Annotated in this window: 17 protein-coding genes; 9 read left to right on the top strand and 8 right to left on the bottom strand. The window is 48.7% G+C overall.

Annotation, left to right across the window (positions count from 1 at the left end; genetic code table 11):
• Position 1: 1 nt before the first annotated feature.
• On the top strand, positions 2 to 1,276 hold the full coding sequence (locus BUB81_RS02140) for a sensor histidine kinase (protein WP_084526131.1): 1,275 nt from the start codon (positions 2 to 4) through the stop codon (positions 1,274 to 1,276).
• Positions 1,276 to 1,557 (top strand): peptidylprolyl isomerase PpiC, encoded by a 282-nt coding sequence (ppiC, locus tag BUB81_RS02135; protein WP_073317490.1) that lies wholly within the window; start codon positions 1,276 to 1,278, stop codon positions 1,555 to 1,557. Before BUB81_RS02140 ends, ppiC begins: the two co-directional genes overlap by 1 nt.
• Positions 1,558 to 1,630: 73 nt before the next feature.
• Here the strand turns inward: ppiC and BUB81_RS02130 are convergent, their stop codons facing one another.
• The 6 genes from BUB81_RS02130 to pedF all read right to left on the bottom strand — a co-directional run bounded on the left by BUB81_RS02130 (position 1,631) and on the right by pedF (position 9,270).
• Entirely contained in the window at positions 1,631 to 2,839 is a 1,209-nt protein-coding gene (locus tag BUB81_RS02130) for a type II toxin-antitoxin system HipA family toxin (RefSeq protein ID WP_073317488.1), read from the bottom strand.
• Positions 2,829 to 3,080, bottom strand: coding sequence for a helix-turn-helix transcriptional regulator (locus BUB81_RS02125; protein ID WP_073317485.1), 252 nt, complete (start codon positions 3,078 to 3,080; stop codon positions 2,829 to 2,831). Before BUB81_RS02125 ends, BUB81_RS02130 begins: the two co-directional genes overlap by 11 nt.
• Before the next feature lie 213 nt (positions 3,081 to 3,293).
• A complete protein-coding gene (locus BUB81_RS02120) occupies positions 3,294 to 5,405 on the bottom strand; it encodes a NosR/NirI family protein (RefSeq protein ID WP_073317483.1) in 2,112 nt (703 codons plus the stop codon).
• Positions 5,406 to 5,522: 117 nt separating this feature from the next.
• Positions 5,523 to 7,286, bottom strand: coding sequence for a PQQ-dependent methanol/ethanol family dehydrogenase (locus tag BUB81_RS02115; protein WP_073317480.1), 1,764 nt, complete (start codon positions 7,284 to 7,286; stop codon positions 5,523 to 5,525).
• Between the two features lie 638 nt (positions 7,287 to 7,924).
• The gene (locus BUB81_RS02110) at positions 7,925 to 8,791 is read right to left on the bottom strand and encodes a substrate-binding periplasmic protein (protein WP_073317477.1); all 867 of its coding nucleotides are present in this window, start codon (positions 8,789 to 8,791) and stop codon (positions 7,925 to 7,927) included.
• 32 nt (positions 8,792 to 8,823) lie between these two features.
• Positions 8,824 to 9,270, bottom strand: coding sequence for a cytochrome c-550 PedF (pedF, locus tag BUB81_RS02105; RefSeq protein WP_073317474.1), 447 nt, complete (start codon positions 9,268 to 9,270; stop codon positions 8,824 to 8,826).
• Between the two features lie 279 nt (positions 9,271 to 9,549).
• Between pedF and BUB81_RS02100 the strand changes: the two genes are divergently transcribed.
• The 7 genes from BUB81_RS02100 to BUB81_RS02070 all read left to right on the top strand — a co-directional run bounded on the left by BUB81_RS02100 (position 9,550) and on the right by BUB81_RS02070 (position 14,695).
• Entirely contained in the window at positions 9,550 to 10,731 is a 1,182-nt protein-coding gene (locus tag BUB81_RS02100; protein ID WP_073318636.1) for an ABC transporter substrate-binding protein, read from the top strand.
• A gap of 1 nt (position 10,732) precedes the next feature.
• Positions 10,733 to 11,713, top strand: coding sequence for a YVTN family beta-propeller repeat protein (locus tag BUB81_RS02095; RefSeq protein ID WP_245819098.1), 981 nt, complete (start codon positions 10,733 to 10,735; stop codon positions 11,711 to 11,713).
• Positions 11,710 to 12,447, top strand: coding sequence for an ATP-binding cassette domain-containing protein (locus tag BUB81_RS02090; RefSeq protein WP_073317471.1), 738 nt, complete (start codon positions 11,710 to 11,712; stop codon positions 12,445 to 12,447). The genes BUB81_RS02095 and BUB81_RS02090 overlap by 4 nt, the downstream gene beginning before the upstream one ends.
• Positions 12,447 to 13,241, top strand: coding sequence for an ABC transporter permease (locus BUB81_RS02085; RefSeq protein WP_217653440.1), 795 nt, complete (start codon positions 12,447 to 12,449; stop codon positions 13,239 to 13,241). Before BUB81_RS02090 ends, BUB81_RS02085 begins: the two co-directional genes overlap by 1 nt.
• Before the next feature lie 84 nt (positions 13,242 to 13,325).
• Positions 13,326 to 13,994, top strand: a complete 669-nt coding sequence (locus BUB81_RS02080; protein WP_073317465.1) for a response regulator — start codon at positions 13,326 to 13,328, stop codon at positions 13,992 to 13,994.
• A gap of 69 nt (positions 13,995 to 14,063) precedes the next feature.
• A complete protein-coding gene (locus tag BUB81_RS22445; protein WP_139241493.1) occupies positions 14,064 to 14,186 on the top strand; it encodes a type II toxin-antitoxin system RelE family toxin in 123 nt (40 codons plus the stop codon).
• 89 nt (positions 14,187 to 14,275) lie between these two features.
• Entirely contained in the window at positions 14,276 to 14,695 is a 420-nt protein-coding gene (locus BUB81_RS02070; RefSeq protein ID WP_073317462.1) for a hypothetical protein, read from the top strand.
• Here BUB81_RS02070 and BUB81_RS02065 read toward each other — a convergent pair.
• On the bottom strand, positions 14,689 to 17,373 hold the full coding sequence (locus BUB81_RS02065; protein ID WP_084526129.1) for a NahK/ErcS family hybrid sensor histidine kinase/response regulator: 2,685 nt from the start codon (positions 17,371 to 17,373) through the stop codon (positions 14,689 to 14,691). The genes BUB81_RS02070 and BUB81_RS02065 overlap by 7 nt on opposite strands.
• The gene (gene nosP / locus BUB81_RS02060) at positions 17,370 to 18,563 is read right to left on the bottom strand and encodes a nitric oxide-sensing protein NosP (protein ID WP_073317460.1); all 1,194 of its coding nucleotides are present in this window, start codon (positions 18,561 to 18,563) and stop codon (positions 17,370 to 17,372) included. Before nosP ends, BUB81_RS02065 begins: the two co-directional genes overlap by 4 nt.
• Positions 18,564 to 18,612 lie beyond the last annotated feature (49 nt).

Here is an 18,612-nt window from a genome sequence, read left to right as displayed (position 1 = left end):
TATGGCCGCCATGAATATAAGTTTGCGCCGTTATGTGTTTATGTCGCTGTTTGTGCTGGCCAGTGTGATGATTGCGGCGTTTTCCTGGATGTCGGCCAATCAGTTTCTGGCAGGCATGGATGGCATGATGCGGGGTACTATGATCGATATAGCCCGTCGTACGCCGGTAGTCCAAGGCGCACCCGTGTCGGTGCTGAGCTATACCATTGCAGCCGATTGGCAGGACTTGCCCGATACCATTCAGCAGCAGTTTAACCCCAAAAAACTCAAACCATTTCGATTGTATAAACACGTAGAACGCAACTCCATCTTTCAGCGACCTACCGTGGCTGAATTTGTGCTGATGGCAAAGTTCGACAACGCCAGGCCCGTCTACGTAACCCAGATGTTTAAACCCCGGGATGGCGACGACGAGCCCCCTTTTCATATGACCCGGGAAGCCTGGATCATGATCATTGGCATTGTGACACTGTTGTTATTTAGCTTGCTGGTGGTATTAATGCAAAAGTCGGTGTCCCGCCCGGTTGAAAAGCTGCGAGAGTGGGCAGCGAGCCTGCAAAATGCGCCGCTCCCTACGGCCCCGCCAACGTTTAAATACGCCGAGTTGAACTCGTTAGCAGCACTGATATACCAGGCAATGCAGTCGGTGCACGACAGCCTTAAGCGTGAACAGAATTTTGTACGCCATGCCAGTCATGAATTGCGCACTCCTATTGCCGTCATTCGCAGTAGTACAGAGCTCATTAATCGCGTACGCCGCGATGCGCCCGAAGACAAGCTCAGCAAACCGCTGAAACGTATTGAGCATGCCTCTCACACAATGGAAGACCTAACTGAAACATTGTTATGGCTAGACAGACAGGACAATTCGTCGCTGTCGACATCGCCGGTAGCGTTGCACAGTCTGGTGACCACTATCAGCGATGAGCTCGCGTATCTGTTGCAAGGCAAAGAGGTAAGCGTTGCTGTTGAGACCAATGAGTACACCCTTGAAGCCAGCCCAATTGCAGTGCGAATAGTATTAGGTAACCTCATTCGCAACGCGTTTCAGCACACACAGGTTGGCTCGGTAACTATTAATCAAATTGGTGCCGGGGTTGAAATTATTAACCGAAATACCGACAAACCTGACTCTAAGGAAACGCAAACATCGCTAGGATTTGGGCTGGGTTTACAAATGGTAAGTCAACTAACGGCCGCAATGGGCTGGCAATACGAGTATAGTACGCGGGATAATGGCGTCCATTGTGTGCAAATAACATTTGAGGGTAACTAATGGCCACTGCAGCCGCCGTGCATATTCTGGTAAAAACCGAACAACAGGCGTTGGATATTTTAAAGCAACTCAAACAGGGTAAAAACTTTGCTGCGTTGGCGAAGAAGTACTCTATGTGCCCGTCGGGGAAGCGCGGCGGTGATCTGGGTGAGTTTCGTCGCGGGCAAATGGTTAAGCAGTTCGACGACGTAGTGTTTAAAAAAGAAGTGCTAACGGTACACGGCCCGGTTAAAACCAAATTTGGCTATCACCTTATTAAAACGCTCTATCGAAACGGCTAAGTCAGATTGTTTACTAAAAGCTGCGACCTTACTTTGGCTAATGCCGGGACAAGTTGATTAGCATTTATGTACATTACTCATACTTCTTCTTTTTGTCGTGCCTGAATACCGGTTGTATGCCAGTTGTTTTCATCACATTATTCAGGTGAGCTTCAATGGAGCCCCTTAACCCATCCATAGCACTTACTTCTTCCATATTGGATAGGGACACTGGGATGCATTCTGCCATTCTATCGACTATTTTACCGGCCGCCGACCGGCTGATACCTGCTGTATAGGCAAATTCCACCAGCTCATGCCGAGAGGGGAACGCCTTGCTTTTACGCATTTTGAGCGCCATATCATTGTCGATAGTGGGGTATATCAGAGTATGGGTGACATCGTATACAGGGCTGAGCTCAATTCGGGTGAGATCCGGAAGATACTGTAGAGAGAAATTTTTCAGGTGGGCGTCACCATTGCCAATCAGGCAATTAAAAGCGACCAACTTAAATGCCTCTTCAACTTGCTCCATCGAACCGGTATTCAGCTTGACCACTTTTAACACATTTTCATAAGTTCCCTGGTATTTTTGATCGCCGGTCCGGCCCATCAATGTGGCAAAGTCCTCAATTCCGATTTTATTTCCCAACTCATCAGTATCGAAACGCTCTACCACATAGTGTTGCAAATCATCGGATAGCCAGATTTTTGGTGTGTTGAGTCCACAATGCTCAGCACATTTCATACAGACGTATTCATTTACCGTGAGTAGCGGAAATTCTTCATCAAACGTTTTGACGATCACATCTTTCTGTAAAATCGCAGAACGGGAAATGACAACCTTGGGTTGTACTCCTGATGCCATGCCATTGAGGTAATATCGTTCCAGAAGTTGAGGAAATAGCTTTTCTCTGCCAGACCAATGAAGAATATCCTCTATTGCCACTGGCTCTGCTGCGGGTAAGTGGATCCCTGCATCGTAGGACAGGTGACCTATTCCTTTGGTACCCATTAAAGCCAACAGATACATATCGTCTATCTCAGCATGGCGGCGAAGCTTTTCTGAGATATAACGGCGCAAGTAGCCTTCGGGCAAATTCTGAGTAAATACAGGATGAAGCGCACCGCGATTGTAGGGATCGGGTTGATTTGGCATGGTTAGCGAAACTGCCATGGCATCCTGGGAGTACAAAAAACTGAAATGTGAAGAATGAGTGAGTAAACCAACTTGTTGGCGCGCGACGTTGACGGTAATCCGCTTTATTTGCGCTGGCAATCCTGCAAGGTTATCAGTCGTCATTGTAGACAGAGTCCAGTTCATCTAATGTTGGTCGTTTGGCCTGTTTGGGAGTGGCCGTAAGTTCGAACCCCATTATGTTCAGATATCGCTCCAGCAGTTGTAGTGAGCCTTGGTACCTGCCATTTTCAATATTGGAAATGCTGGGCCGGCTGCATTGCAATTTATCTGCAATATCAGATTGGCTTAGTTTCTGTCGCTTACGCTCGGCCTGTAATTGCTGACCAATACCTTCCCTACTCATTACACTCTCAAAATGTATTTATATAAGTACAATTATAGATAAAAAATCAAAATGTACAAATATAGATACAAAATGGGTGGTTGGGAGCCACAAATAAGACATTAATCAGGAAGCACATACCGGATATTGTGTCGACTTACTCCTCTTAAACAGTCGGAAGCGCTTTAAGGATGATCAAATACACAAAGTGGTAGGTCTGGAATTTACTTCTATTCACCTTACCTCCACAGCCAAAGAATCAGCCATATCGGGTTTTCTTTTGGGCCCTTTTTTCGCTTTTTTCAGGGGAGGGCACAGGTCGTCATTGTTGTAATACACAATGCATTCCAGGCACTGCACACACTCGTTGTAATCTACTTTGCCTTCCGGCGTGATCGCCTTAATATCGCACTTGTGATAGCACATGGTACATGGCTTTCCGCATTCTTTGCGACGTGTGAGCCACTCGAACTTGTGGAAGTAACCCAGTATGGCTAACCCTGCACCCAGCGGGCATACGTAGCGGCAGTAAAATTTATTAATAAACAGTCCCGCCGCGAGCAAGGCGACTGTGTAAAGCACAAACGGCCAGTAGCGCACAAAGTGCAATGTAATCGCAGTCTTGAAGGGTTCAACTTCCGACAGAACTTCGGCGTCTGACAGCGATATATAAGACGTAATGACTAAGCCGCCCAGAATGGCGTACTTAATCCACCATAGTTTGCGGTGTACGGCGAAGGGAATTTTACGTTGCCGGATTCGGAATTTTTTCGCAACCCAGCCCACCATTTCCTGTAAGGCACCGAACGGGCAAAGCCAGCCACAAAATATCCCGCGGCCGACAATAAACAGGCTAACAAATACATAGCTCCAGAGGATGAACAATACCGGGTCCATCAGATAAACCTGCAGGTCAAAGCCGGATTTAACACTTTGCAATATGGGGTAGATATTCACCACCGACAGCTGACCCTGCGCATACCAACCGATGAATATCAGGGTGTAAAACATAAAGCTCCAACGTATCCAACGAAAGCGCTTTTCATTGGCGGATAACTGATGTTGTAAAGCGAAGATGGCGGTGACCGCAATCAGGCTGAGCGCCAGTACGGTAATGACTGGCCAGCGCATTTTCCACACTCTTATCCAGGCCGGTTCCGGTTTGTATTCTTCAGTCGGCGCAGCGATATCGAACAAGTCCTTGGGCAAGGTGTAAGGGTGGGTGAGTTGGAGTTGTTGGCTAATTAAGTGGTTTTTAGCAATGTCGATGTTGAGGCTTAACTGCATAGGTAAGCTAGGGTTAAAACCTGACTGGGTATTTACTGCAAATATTTGAAGGTCGTTTGTGGCCTCCAAATTACCGGCAAGTTGCTGAGGTTCAAAGCTATAAAAATTCAGGTCACGCATACCAAATGGCAGGCCATTTTGCTGCAGGCTTACCCGGGTTGGTACCGTGCCGGGCTTAAATTCGGGTTCGAGGTAGCTGAAAAAGCCAGACGACATCACCATAAAGGCCTGCTCGTTGGGTTTTAACATCGCTTGCAGACGAGTAAAGTCGGCTTCGCCAAGCAGATTTTTGCCAATTAATGGGCTATTTAAATAGGCGAAGTAAACCGTAAACGTTTCGCCATCCTGCAGATAAAAGGTGCCATCAGGGTAATCGTCGAGGCTTGCGCCCAATTCGTCTTCAAAGACCTCCGGACTTATTTCCCAGCGTTGGAGTAAACCGCGCTCGAATAGTGTGTCGGTATTGAGCGGTTCATACAAGCCCGGTTTGGCTGTGGCAGCGGGGGCGCTGGCAAAACCAGTCAGTTTATTTTTTGCCACCTGTAATGCGGAAAGCAACACGGTATCGCTTATCACAATGACCGACACCGTGGCTTTGGTGACGCCATCTACGTGAACGGTATTGTCGTTAGGATTCGTGTCATTTGCAGCGCTATCAACAATCACGCGATTCGACACATTCTGACCAATATACTGGTCTATGAAGCGGTTCATAGGCTCCGGGCCTAAACCGTGTAAGAAAATGGGTTCGTGATGGTGCAGGACTTCAATACCCACAATATTGCCCTGCACGTCAATGCCAATGAGCAGGTTAATACGGTCACCGGAGAAACCGGGAAATTCAACTAAGTCATTGCTTTCGAATGCATAGCCAATGAGTTCCTGTAACTGATAAACCGGATAGACGGGGAAGTCGGAGGCTTTGTTGCCAATCACGGTCGCTTTGGGAAATAAGCGCTGAATTTGCTCCGGGCTGACGGATTCGCTGGCTTTACATTCCAGCACGATGAACAGGCTATTGAGAAAAATAACACAGATAATTAGAATAAAACGTTTCATCTGACTCCCTCAATAAAGCTGAAAAAGGGGCGAATGAACCACTACCTGCATTCACCCCCGAGGAGAGAAAAAAACGCGACGAAACGGTGGGACTAAAACGATTCGTCGCGTGGCCTCTTAGCTACGAGGCAATTTGAACGTCCAGACAGTACCGCCTTGGTTAATGTCTTTGACTTTCTTGGCAACTTCACCGCCCCACAGAGGAACAGCGCCACCCCATCCAGACACGATGCTCAGGTATTGCTCACCATCCTGTTCCCAGGTAATAGGTGAACCAACAATGCCTGAACCTGTGTTGAACTTGTATACGACTTCACCGGTTTTCGCATTGAAGCCATACAGGTAGCCTTCAGGTGTACCGGTAAATACCAGGTTACCCGCGGTGGCTAACACACCACCCCAAAGTGGCGCGTTGTTTTTGAATTCCCAAACAATCTCACCGGTTTTAGGATCAACGGCTTTCAGTGAACCAATGTGGTCGTACATTGACTTGATAGTGAAACCAGAACCTAAGTAGGCAGCCCCTTTCTTGTAGTTAACCGGCTCGTTCCAGATGTCCATGCCCCATTCGTTAGACGGTACATAGAACAGGCCTGTTTCCTGGCTAAACGCCATAGGCATCCAGTTTTTACCACCTAAGAATGAAGGTACGGCAAATACGGTTTTACCTTTTTTGCCATCTTCACTGTCTGACGGGTTACCTGGGCGCATGGCTTCGTCGTAAATTGGACGACCGTTTTTATCCAGTCCTTTCGCCCAGGTAATGCCGCTTACAAATGGGAAGCCGCGAATGAAGTCGCCGTTTTCACGGTTAAGGACATAGAAGAAGCCGTTACGGTCAGCAGTTGCTGCCGCTTTAACTGTTTTTCCACGATCTTTGTAGTCAAATGCGATGAGTTCGTTAACACCGTCGTAATCCCAGCCGTCGTGTGGGGTGGTTTGGAAGTGCCATACGATCTTACCGGTGTCTGGGTCGATAGCCAGACGAGAAGAAGAGTACAGGTTGTCGCCTGGACGTAAGTGAGAGTTCCATGGAGCCGGGTTACCCGTTCCCATGAAGATCAGGTCCTGATCCGGGTCGTACGTGCCGCCTAACCAAGTCGCTGCACCACCTGTTTTCCACAGGTCGCCGGTCCAGGTCTTGTTAGCTTCACCACCAGTGATGCCGTTGTCTTTACCGTTAAGCGTACCCATGTGGCCTTCAACCGTAGGGCGGCTCCATACCAGTTCACCGGTTTTTGCATCGCGGGCTTCAACTTTACCCACAATACCGAATTCACCACCAGAGATACCGGTTACAACCATGCCTTTAACAATCATAGGTGCTGCAGTGAATGAGTAACCTGCTTTGTAGTCACCCATACGCTTACGCCAGCGCACTTTACCGGTTTTTTGATCCAGGGCGACCAGAATCGCGTCCAGAGTACCGAAGATTACCAGGTCATCGTATATAGCTGCACCACGGTTAATCACGTCACAGCAAGGCATAATGCCATCAGGTAAACGTGCTTCGTATTGCCACAGCTCTTCACCACTTTCTACGTCGATTGCGTAAATACGTGAATAAGACGCTGTTACATACATAACACCATCTTTAACCAGCGGCTGTGATTCCTGACCACGTTGCTTTTCACCACCGAATGAGAATGCCCATACCGGGTGCATTTTCTTTACGTTTTTGGTGTTCAGTGTATCCAGTGGGCTAAAGCGCTGGCCACGAGGGCCTAAACCATAACTGACTACGTCATTGGTGGTGGCCTGGTCATTCAGGATGTCTTTGTCAGTCACGCCCGCTTGTACGGCGCCAGACAGTGTCCCTAAAGACAGCGTCAGACAAAACGCAGAGCTTAATAAGTGACCTGAAACTCTTTTACTTTTCATCAGATTTCTCCAGTGTTTCAACGGGTACTTAGGGCTTGTATTACCCCTTGTTCACAACGAGCGCGAATTGAATAGGTTCAGCATGCGACAGGTTGAGTATTGTTGTTGACCTTGTGGTGTGGGACTAACAGCCAACTCAACCACAAAAGGCATCAGAATCAGTATCTGACATCAATTTGTTAACAACCATTAAACCTTGGATTATCATTTTTAGTCCGATGGTAGTACTACTCTGCAATAAAACTTGGTAGTGAGGCTTACGGAAGGTTTTAGAGAAAGTAAACTGTTTACTGACGAGAAAAATGGTGATGTAGATAGCGTAGACTTGAATACAGATTAAGCCCTAGCGACATTTCTTGGGATCTCGGGGGGTGTCATTGAGGGAACCGATTATCACGTTTAACAGGCCATTGAAAAGGTTTGCTTTTTTTTCGTCTCTGTCGCTATTTACATTTCTGTGCAGCGTACCCTCTACAAAATCGCAACTTACCCGAGCCACCGTGGTGGTTGCACAGCCTGATATTAATGAAATAAAAAAGATGATTGCCGCACATTTTCTTTTCACGAATAGACAACCTTAACTTGTCATTATAGTCTCTCTACTTTAACACTCAGTAGCACTAATACTAGTGTTATGCTCATTCGGTGCGGAAATAGTCTGGGATTTCGTAGCTCAAGCCATACTCGAGGTATAGTTTTTCCATCTCGCCGCTGTTGACCATGGGCGTGATGATTCCTTCAATGGCATAGGTCAACTCGCGATAGTCCTGTTTTACCGCCATACCAATATCCCAGCTTTTAATGCTCATTGCGGCCAGACCGTCGGCGCTGATGTCGTACTGGCTGGTAAGCGGGCCCATTCCCCATTGTAATTGGCTTCTCATACCTGCAACTGCCGCCACTTCACCGGCTTTCAGTTTGTCGATACCAGTAAACACCGAGTCTACATGAACCAGCTTGTCACGCAGGCGGCCACCAATGGTTGCGCCTAAAAAGAAGCTGGGTAGCGAGTCCAGTTCAACGGCGACATTTTCATACTGGAAAATGGCCAGAGTACGTATATCGTTGGTTTTCTCGTGATCGCGAACCAGTGCCCAGCTTTCCCGCTGGTAGGGGGAAAACATCACGACCAGTTCGTTTTTCGGCAAACCATAGCCATCAATGGCATAAGCAAAGCGGCGGTCGTAAGGCACGCGCAACATCACATCGGCTTTCTGCCGCGTAATGATATGGCCTTTCCATATCGCGTTACGCAAATCGTCTTCGAGGTTTTCGTCGGCGTTTATCCAGAGCCATTCAACCGACACGCCAAGGCCCTTGGCAATGTGTTTGCCAATTTCGATGTCGACGCCAGCAGGCTCACCGTCTTGTAAAAAGGAATAGGGAGGGAAATCGTTGTAGACAGCAATGGTGATCTGACCTGACTCGATAATATCTTCGTAGCTTCGGGCGTTTGCGTAGCTGCTGAGCGCAACGCAAATCAGGAACAGAATTCGTACTACCATTACTGCCTCAACGGTTATTGTTTAGTTAACACTTACTCGGGTGTACCACGGGTTTCGATGTAAGATTTGATGGCCCACATCGCTTCCTGGCTCAGGATACCTTCGAACGGAGGCATGTAAACACGACCATCTACTACCGCGCCGTTACGAATACGCATCATAAACCAATCGTCCGCTTCTTCCTGGCTGAAAAATTCGTTCTCGTCATTCAGTTTACGCAGATCCGGCGTAATACCGCCAGAAATAACTTCCAGTCCATGGCAGCGTGCACAGTTCTGATTATAAGCAGAGTCGCCGATTTTAATCGCAAGCTCATTGCCGGTGTAAGGGTTGGTAGCCAGCCACTCATCGCCCAACTGGGGAAGTGCACTGGTGTCTACTGCCTGAGGCGTCACGTCACCGTGAGCCAGCGCTTGTGCAGATGTTAATGCCATCGAGGCAATCATCGCACTGCGCAAAAAGGTTAAATACTTCTTCATGATGTTTCTCCAAAAGCTGCCTGTGAGAATGCTTGTTTACGCTGCAGAAACGCCCTCGCTTTTTATTCTTTCGCTACTACAACAAAGCACACCGTGAAAGTTAGGAGATATGCACTAAGCTTCCAATTGTACTTAGGTAGTAAACCTTTCATCCTTTTTGCTCATTTCATCCGGGCATGATCATGCTCTACTATTGCAGCATAACGTTAATAAAGGGTTTTGTTTTTGAACATAAAAAATCCCGTTGATTACAAATTTTACACAGCTTTAACGTGGTTTATGCGATTTATCGCAACTACCACAAAAAGCCTGTGCTGGCTGTTTTTGCTGCAAAAAAGCGCGTTTGCCGCTGTGCAAAATATCGACATTTTGTACGTTAAACTGCACGCTGAAATGTCGGCAGAACCCTTGTTGTTGAAACAGCCTGCTGACAATAAAACCCTGGCAGGTGCAAAACTGGCCATTGAAGATAGCAATACAACAGGGCGCTTTTTAAAACAGCATTATCAGTTAACGGTAGTAGAAGATAACAATGCCGACGGGGTAATTAGTCAGCTCAAGCGCTTGCTGTCTGTACAGGAAGCGCCTGGCACTGTTTTAGTGGATGTGCCGGAAAATGCGTTTAATGCGGTAAGTGAAGTCATTCGGGGTAGTGGTGCGCTGGTTATGAATATCAGCAGCCGGGAGGATGCCCTCCGGCAATCACAATGTGCAGAAAAGGTGTTACACACGGTGCCTAGCCGGGCCATGCTGGCCGATGCCATGACCCAATATCTGATGTCGCGTCGCTGGCGTGAATGGTTCCTGGTATCGGGAAACAGCGACGGCGATAAAGCGTTTGCAAGTGCACTTCAACGCTCAGCAAAACGCTTTGGTGCAAATATCGTTGAACAAAAACAGTGGTCATTCGACACTGACTTACGCCGTGTGGCACAGAAGGAAATCCCGCTGTTTACTCAACACGATGACTACGATGTGGTCGTGGTGGCAGACGAGCAGCACCTGTTTGATAAGTACTTTCCGGGCAATACCTGGTTACCCCGCCCAGTGGTAGGTACTGAAGGTCTAGTGCCAACGGGCTGGCACTGGACATTGGAGCAATGGGGGGCAACCCAGTTGCAAAACCGCTTTTACAGTCAGTTTGCCCGGGAAATGACAGAGTCCGACTATGCCGCCTGGCTGGCAGTCAGGGCAATCAGTGAGGCCGTGACAAGAACCAAATCGACAGCGTCTGACGTGCTTTATGATTATTTGCTCAGCGATAGTTTTGAATTGGCAGCCTTTAAGGGGCGAAAGCTAAGTTTTCGGGCCTGGAACGGGCAGCTACGGCAGCCTATCCCTCTGGTCCATCCAAATGGTCTCACCGCACTGTTACCTCTTGAAGGCTACATGCATCCGGTTACTGATTTAGACACACTGGGGTACGACAAGCCCGAAGTGCGTTGCAACATGGCGAAGTAGTATGAATCTGTTCAATGTAAATCGTTTTGCTAAATTGACGATGGTCAGCTTGTTAGCCTTGCCGGCAGCGGTACAAGCTGAAACCGCTTATGTTTCAAACGAGAAAAGCGACACGCTGACGATAATCGATACGGACTCTCTGGAAGTCACTAACACCGTGGATGTGGGGATGCGCCCCAGGGGGATCATCTTCAGCCAGGACTACAAATACCTGTATATTTGCGCCAGTGAATCCGATGCCGTGCAGGTAATGGACGTTGCGACTAACCGTATTCTGCACAACTTGCCATCGGGCGAAGACCCTGAGCAATTTGCGCTACACCCCAACAATCGCCATTTGTACATCGCCAATGAAGACAGCGCGGTAGTGACGGTGGTAGATACCGAGTCCCGAACGGTCATTGCACAGATTGACGTGGGGATAGAGCCGGAAGGCATGGCGGTGAGCCCGGATGGTAAATGGGTTATTAATACCTCTGAAACCACCAATATGCTGCACTGGATCGACACCAGCACACATGAGCTGGTAGACAATACGCTGGTAGACCAGCGGCCGCGTCATGTTGAATTTAGCAAAGATGGCAGCCTGGTTTGGGCATCTGCTGAAATTGGCGGAACGGTAGCGATTGTAGACACGACTACGCGCCAGATTAACCATACCATTCGTTTCAAAATACCTGGCGTACACCGAGACAAAATTCAACCGGTCGGTATTAAGCTCACCGACGATGGTAAGTATGCCTTTATTGCCCTTGGCCCGGCTAACCATGTGGCTGTCGTCGACGCGAAAACCTACGAAGTTCTGGATTACCTACTGGTCGGTCGTCGTGTATGGCAGTTGGCCTTTGCCGACAATCATTCTAAGCTGCTGACAACCAATGGGGTGAGCGGTGATGTATCGGTGATAGATGTGAATAAACTCAAAGTAGTGAAAACCATTAAGGCCGGGCGTTATCCCTGGGGAGTGGTAGTCAAACCATGATTGATGAAGTGCTGGCTATCGACCAGCTAGGCTTTCAGTACGGCGAAAAACAGGTGTTGAGCGATATTTCGTTATCGCTTAATTCAGGTAAATACTATGCGCTGCTTGGTCCGAATGGGGCAGGTAAGAGTACGCTGTTTTCGTTGATTTGCCAGTTACTTCGTCCGGTGAGCGGCTCACTGAACCTGATGGGGAAAAATACCCAAAAACATACCCGCTTTGCGCTGAAGCAGTTGGGTATAGTGTTTCAGCAACCCACCCTGGATCTGGATTTAACAGTAACCCAAAACCTCCAGTACCACGCCAGTTTACAAGGCATGTCAGGCGCGTTAACTCGCCAGCGAATTGAAGAAGAGCTGGCGCGTTTTGGCCTGGCTGACAGAGCGAAAGACAAGGTCAGAGCATTAAATGGCGGGCATCGCCGACGTGTTGAAATTGCCCGGGCATTATTGCACAAGCCCAAGTTACTACTGCTGGATGAAGCCACAGTCGGCCTCGACCAGAACACCCGCGACGCGATGAATACGCACTTACGGGCATTGTGCGACAGCGAGGGGATTACAATTCTGTCGTCGACTCACCTGATTGACGAAGTCAAACCCAATGATGAACTCATTGTGTTGCTGAACGGGCAGGTAAAGTTACAGCAGCGCTGTGAAGAAGCAATGAAATCTCTGGGAGTCGAAACCGTGCAGCAGCTCTATCGCCAGATGCACATGAGTGGCGGGCAATAATGGCTTATTTTACGTGTTTTACCGGCATCCTTATTCGCGAGCTACTGCGCTTTTGGCAGCAGCGCTCACGCCTGATCAGTGCGCTGGTGCGCCCGCTATTATGGCTGGTGGTCTTTGCGGCAGGTTTTCGTGCGGCGCTGGGCGTGGCGATTATTCCCCCTTATGAGACTTACATTACTTACGAAGTGTATATCGTACCGGGATTAGCCGGTGTCATTATGCTCTTTAACGGTATGCAAAGTTCGCTGTCGATGGTGTATGACCGCGAGATGGGCAGTATGAAAGTGCTGCTGACCAGCCCAATGCCAAGATCATTTTTATTGGTGAGTAAACTGCTTGCGGGCGCGTTTATCTCAACATTGCAGGTTTACGCTTTTTTCGCCATTGCATGGTTGCTGGACGTACAGGCTGAGCCAATAGGCTACCTAGTAGTATTGCCTGCACTGGTGCTTACGGCGTTGATGCTGGGCGCACTGGGGCTGTTGCTGTCGTCATTTATAAAACAATTAGAGAATTTTGCCGGGGTGATGAATTTTGTGGTGTTTCCCATGTTCTTCCTCTCTTCGGCGCTTTACCCATTGTGGAAAATGCAGGAGTCGAGTGAGTGGTTGTATCAGCTTTGTCTGTTCAATCCATTCACGCACGCAGTAGAGTTGATTCGCTTTGCCATGTACAGCCAGTTTAACGCTCAGGCGTTAGCGGTAACCTTGGGTTGTACACTAGCGTTTATAGGACTGGCAATTTGGGGATACGACCCCAAGCGTGGCATGGTACGCCGCAAAGTAGGTGGCTGACGCCGCGCACACGGGTGTGGTAGATTCGCTAAACAGGCCCACATCCACTAAAATAACTAACAATATATAAGCAGGGTGACACACATGGTAGAAATATTAGTTGCAGACGACCATCCCTTGTTCCAGTACGCGATCACGGACTTTGTTGAGCGCAATATCCCTGATACCAAAACTATCAGTTGTACTGATCTGGAAGAAGCCCTCAACACTGCCGAAGAGAACCCTGATATCGACCTGGTGTTACTCGACCTCAACATGCCGGGCATGGACGGGCTAAACGGTATCGTTCGTTTTCGCAACCAGTACCCGGAAATTCCGATCGTTATTGTGTCTGCGGAAGAAGACAAAAACGTTGTGCTGCAAGCCTTTACTTATGGCGCTGTGGGTTTCATTACCAAGTCATCCAGCTGCGAACAGATTGTAGCGGCACTGCAGCAGGTGCTCTCTGGTCAGGTGTATTTGCCGCCCGACATTATTCGTAAAGGCGGAAATAATAAGCCTCGCGAAGAGCAGGCCTCGCAACAAATCGATCCTAAATTAATCGGCGCGCTGACCCGTCGTCAGTTACTGGTGTTTGAGTGTATTGCAAAAGGCAAATCCAATAAGCAAATTGCCTACGAACTCAATATTGCGGAGACCACGGTAAAAGCCCACGTGTCGGCTATTCTGACCAAGCTAAACGTTCACAACCGTATTCAGGCGGCGCTCTGTGCGGCCAGCATCGACTTTAACCAGTACTTAATGCGTAACTAAACACTGGTTTATTCCGTTCTATGTCCTCGGGACAGTTTTACTGTTCCGGGGGGTTTTGTATTTTTTTAGCTGTACCTCCTTTTCTGCGTTCGCCAGGGCCTTTATCGGATTATTTACGAAATAAGAGGTCAGGAGCTTATTGTTCAAGTAATAAAAGTGGGGCATGGGTCGAGCGTGTGCAAACTCACTTAAATTAACTACTGATTCAGAGGCTGGCTGCTTATACGCTTGTCCATTATGATAGAGCCATAAATTATCCATTTATTAAAGGACAAAGCCTAATGGGCCCTGAGACGTTGTCACTGGAGTGGCAAACACTGCAGAATCAGTTCGACAGTTACGAAAAATACAGTCTAATTATAAAGCTAGTGGCAGTGCTGCTGACAGCAATTGCATTACTTACCCAGTTGCCAGTGCTGTTCGCGATAGCATTAATTGGTGTGCTGTGGTTGCAGGATGGAATATGGAAAACATTCCAGGGGCGTTTTGAGCAGCGTTTACTTCAGATTGAAGCTGAAATAAGAGAATCCGGTACGCCGACAGACTGTCAGTTCAACTCTGCTTATCAGGCTCAGGCCAACTCAGGCGGCGCACTCATTGCCGAATACATTAAACAATCCCTTCGTCCGACAGTGATGTACCCATACGTTGTTTTAGAAGCGCTGGTCGTGGCCGCGGCGGTTTACCAGTCCTTCTACTGATTTGATAGCAGATTCGACAGGGCGAGTTTCATCTTGTGGGGCTTAACCGGTTTATTTAGCAGCGAATACCCCTGCTCTCGCACCTGCTGACGCAGTTCATTAGTGTAGTTGGCGGTGATCATGATAACCGGTGGATGGGGGGTTAAGTGCTCGCGGGTAATAGCAAGCGCGTCGAAACCGGTATCTCCGTCGTCCAGGTGGTAGTCAGCAATAATAAGTTGTGGGTCCAGCTCAGTTAAGAATTCAGGCTCGCTGAGTTCTTCCAATGTTTGCACCGACGTCACATTACAATTCCAGCTGCCCAGCACAGTTTCCATGCCTTTACAGATTTCTTCGTCGTTATCGATTAACAGAATGCGCGCGCCTTCCAGCTTGTCGTTGAAGCGATCTATGAGCGGTGCGGGCGCGGGTTTGGCTTTCTGATTTTTGATATCAGCATAAGGCAGCGTAATGCTAAAGCAGGAGCCCCTGCCTTCTACTGAGCTAACTGATATTGACAGGTTCATCACGCTGGCCAACCGTTCCACAATGGCCAGACCAAGCCCCAGGCCTTTGTCGTGTCGGCGCTTCTTCGCATCCAGTCGGTTAAACTCGCGAAATATGTCAGACAGTTTATCCTGAGGGATACCAATGCCGGTGTCGATTACCTGGATCTGAACGCCTTGCTTACGTCGGCGTACGCCCAGCAAAATGCCGCCTTCATTGGTGTATCGCAAGGCGTTACTCAACAAATTACGCAGTATGCGGGCCAGCAGATAGTTGTCGGAATGCACCAGCTTCTGCGTGGTTTTCACCTTGAATTTAAGGCCTTTCGATTTTGCTTGAGGGGCAAATTCGGCTGCCATGTTGTTAATCAGATCATCAATCTCAAAGTCATCAAGCACCGGCTCTATGAGTCCGGCTTCCAGCTTGGAGATATCAACCAACGCACTGATCAATGACTCCAGATTCTCCAGCGAATAACTCAAAGAGGTCATCAGTTTTTGTGCTTCATCACTCAGTGATAAATCGTTTAGCGCATCAGCGAATAATCGTGCCGAGTTCATTGGCTGCAACAAATCGTGGCTGGTTGCTGCAAGGAATTTGGATTTGGACTCGTTGGCCTGATCCGCTTCTCGCTTGGCTTCCAGCAGCTTCACTTCTGCTAACTGACGCTCTTCAATCTCGTTGCGTAACTGCAGGTTTATCTCGGAGATTTTCTTGGTGCGCTGGTTAACCCGCTGCTCCATGTAGTCATAGGCGTGTTTTAGGGCACGTGCGGTACGACGCTGTTCGGTAACGTCCTGTTCCAGTGCGAAGAAGCCTATGACATTGCGCTGCTCATCGAAATGTGGAATGTAGGTTTTATTTGAGATTCTCACATTGTCTGGGTCGCGACTGTGTTCAATTTCAAAATTCACCGCCTGACCCAACATGGCCCGGGCAATATGGATAGACAGGTTGTTGTACTCCTGTTCGCCTAGCACATCGCGCAAGTGGTGGTTGATGATTTCCTTGCGAGAACGGTTAAACCACTTTTCAAATTCGCGATTAACGAATTCATAGCAGTGCTCTTTGTTCACATAAGAAATCAGCGCCGGCATCGCATCAGTGATCAGGCGGATGCGCTGCTCACTTTCTTTTAACGCTTGCTGACTGCGACTGCGCTCAGTGATGTCGGCAAAGGTAAACAACATACCACCGGAGGGGATCAGGCTTCGGCGGTTCAACAACACCAGATCATCGCTGAGTACCGTCTCGACTTCCATAAATGGCGTGTCCTGTGACTGATCCAGAGCCAGTGCGTTATACAAGGTTTGCGCGGCAGGTGTTTGTGACATCAGGCGGGCGAATTCTTCGCCTCGGCTGACGTTGGAGTCAGGCATACCAATGAAAGACAGGAATGGCTGGTTCCAGGTTTCGAGAAGACCATCTGCGTTTATCAGCACGACGCCCTGCGACATGTTTTCCAGTGTGGCTTTTAGCAGTTCGGCCTGTTCAGTCATGGCGGTTTCATAGCGCAGTTCTTCAGCCAGTTTTATCGACGTGATGTCGGTATAAACCACCACCAGACCACCGTCGTGAGTAATGCGCTCCTGCATTTGAATCCAGGTGCCATCGCGCAGTTTGAAAATGGTTTGGGCGATGGGGTCGTGGTGCACGCCCACTTTTTTCTGGGCTTTGGCGTCTTTGTCCACCACCACCAGTGACGCGGCGGTGATCTCCTGGAACGTGGTAACTCCCAGTTCAAACTCGATATTGTGTTGTCGCCAGAAATCCGCACAGCGGCTGTTCACCATCACCATTTTTCGGTCTGAGTCGAACAAAGCGAATGCGTCAGAAATACTTTCAATCGCGTCGCGCAAGCGCTGTCGATCCTGCTCCGCCTGAATCTGGCTTTGCTCGGTATCGCGGCGTGCCTGTTCCAGTTCTTTGTTGGACTCTTCCAGACGATGCAGGGTTTGTTGTAAGCGATAGGTCCGCTCTTTTACTTTGTCTGCCAGCATGGCGGCGTCTTCGAAAGACTGGTAGGCGTCGGAGTGATTTCCCCAGCCCATTTCAACGCGTCGCATGAGTACGCGATTGATTTTTTGCAGTTTTTCGTTTTCGTAGCGCAGGCGCGCCAGTTCATCGGCGGGGTTTTCTGCTTCTATTGGTGGTGGCGTTGATGCGACCTCAGTGTTGGCAGGTTTGCTCAAGGCTGGCTCCGGTGAGGCGCTCCAATGGCAACACCCGTAAAGGTGTGATTCAGATGCAGTCCATTGATTTGCTCACCATAGGTGTTAAACCCAATCATATGGTGGTCCCGGTACAACGACGACATGGACTCACACAGGTCCAGCTTGTCGATTTCCGCGCGTCTGTGAATACAGTCAAACCCTATCAGTAAGTCAATATTGCCTAACCGTTGTTGCAGTTCGTTCAACACCATGGCGGTATGGGCATGCAGGCCGCTTGACTGCATGCGGGTAAGCACGATACCTGCATCAATGGCACAGAAGAATGTGAGGCTCAGGTCATCGTTAACCTGCTGGATGCTGCGAATATACAGCTGATCGCCAATTTGTACGGCTAAGGGGTTCATGGCGAATACTTCAGAGCTGAGTTCTTCCAGCTTTAGACCGTTAATTCTGCAGTATTCCAATGCCGCGGGTTCGGCGTTAAATTCTTCGACAACGCGTTGACCTGGTGCGGTTTGGGTCACCACCAGTTTTTCTTCTTCGGGGGCCAGATGGTGGTAACTGAACACTTCAAACTGACAGCTTGTGTTGACCAGCATAAACACCGCTGCATGGCTGTAAAAGCGTCCATTGCAAAAGACCTGGGTGTCTACAAAATGCTGATCATCACCGGCAGAGCCGCCAACTAACGGGATGTCCTGTAAACTTAGATTCAGGGCATTAATAACCAGTTCTTCGCGAATTGACAAGCCGTCAAGTAAGGTTAAACCAAAACAGTGTTGTTCGATGGGGCCGGCAGAGACGGTTCTCTTGCGTAAATTTTCCAGCATGCCGCTAACCAGTTCATCGGCATCGGTTTCTGAAAAGGTCGCCAGATTCTCGATCAGTGCAGTCTCTACTGAGAAATGTTGTTTGCTCAACGCAAAGGCACTAATGGAATGCTTTCTGCAGCCAAGAGGCGTAATTTCACCGGCAGATGTACAGCCTATAACGGTGATATCACCAAAATAGCGACTTAGCTCTTTTGACAATTGTTCCAGCGGGTAACGCGTACAGCAATAGAACACCACGCAAGTGGCTTCGCATTCAGCAAGTGACGTATAAATTTCTTTGGCTGCAACGACCGGATCCAGGCTTTCAGAGCCCGCACGGGCAACAGCTGGGGCGAAGGTATCGTTTACCGCGTGTTGAATTGAATGAGACAGCATAAAAACCCCCTGACAAGGCTTGATTTTATCTGCTTCACAATTGATTAAC

The sequence above is a fragment of the Marisediminitalea aggregata genome (assembly GCF_900129565.1).
GTDB classification, from domain to species: domain Bacteria; phylum Pseudomonadota; class Gammaproteobacteria; order Enterobacterales; family Alteromonadaceae; genus Alteromonas; species Alteromonas aggregata.
This window is presented reverse-complemented; position numbering and strand designations above follow the sequence as displayed.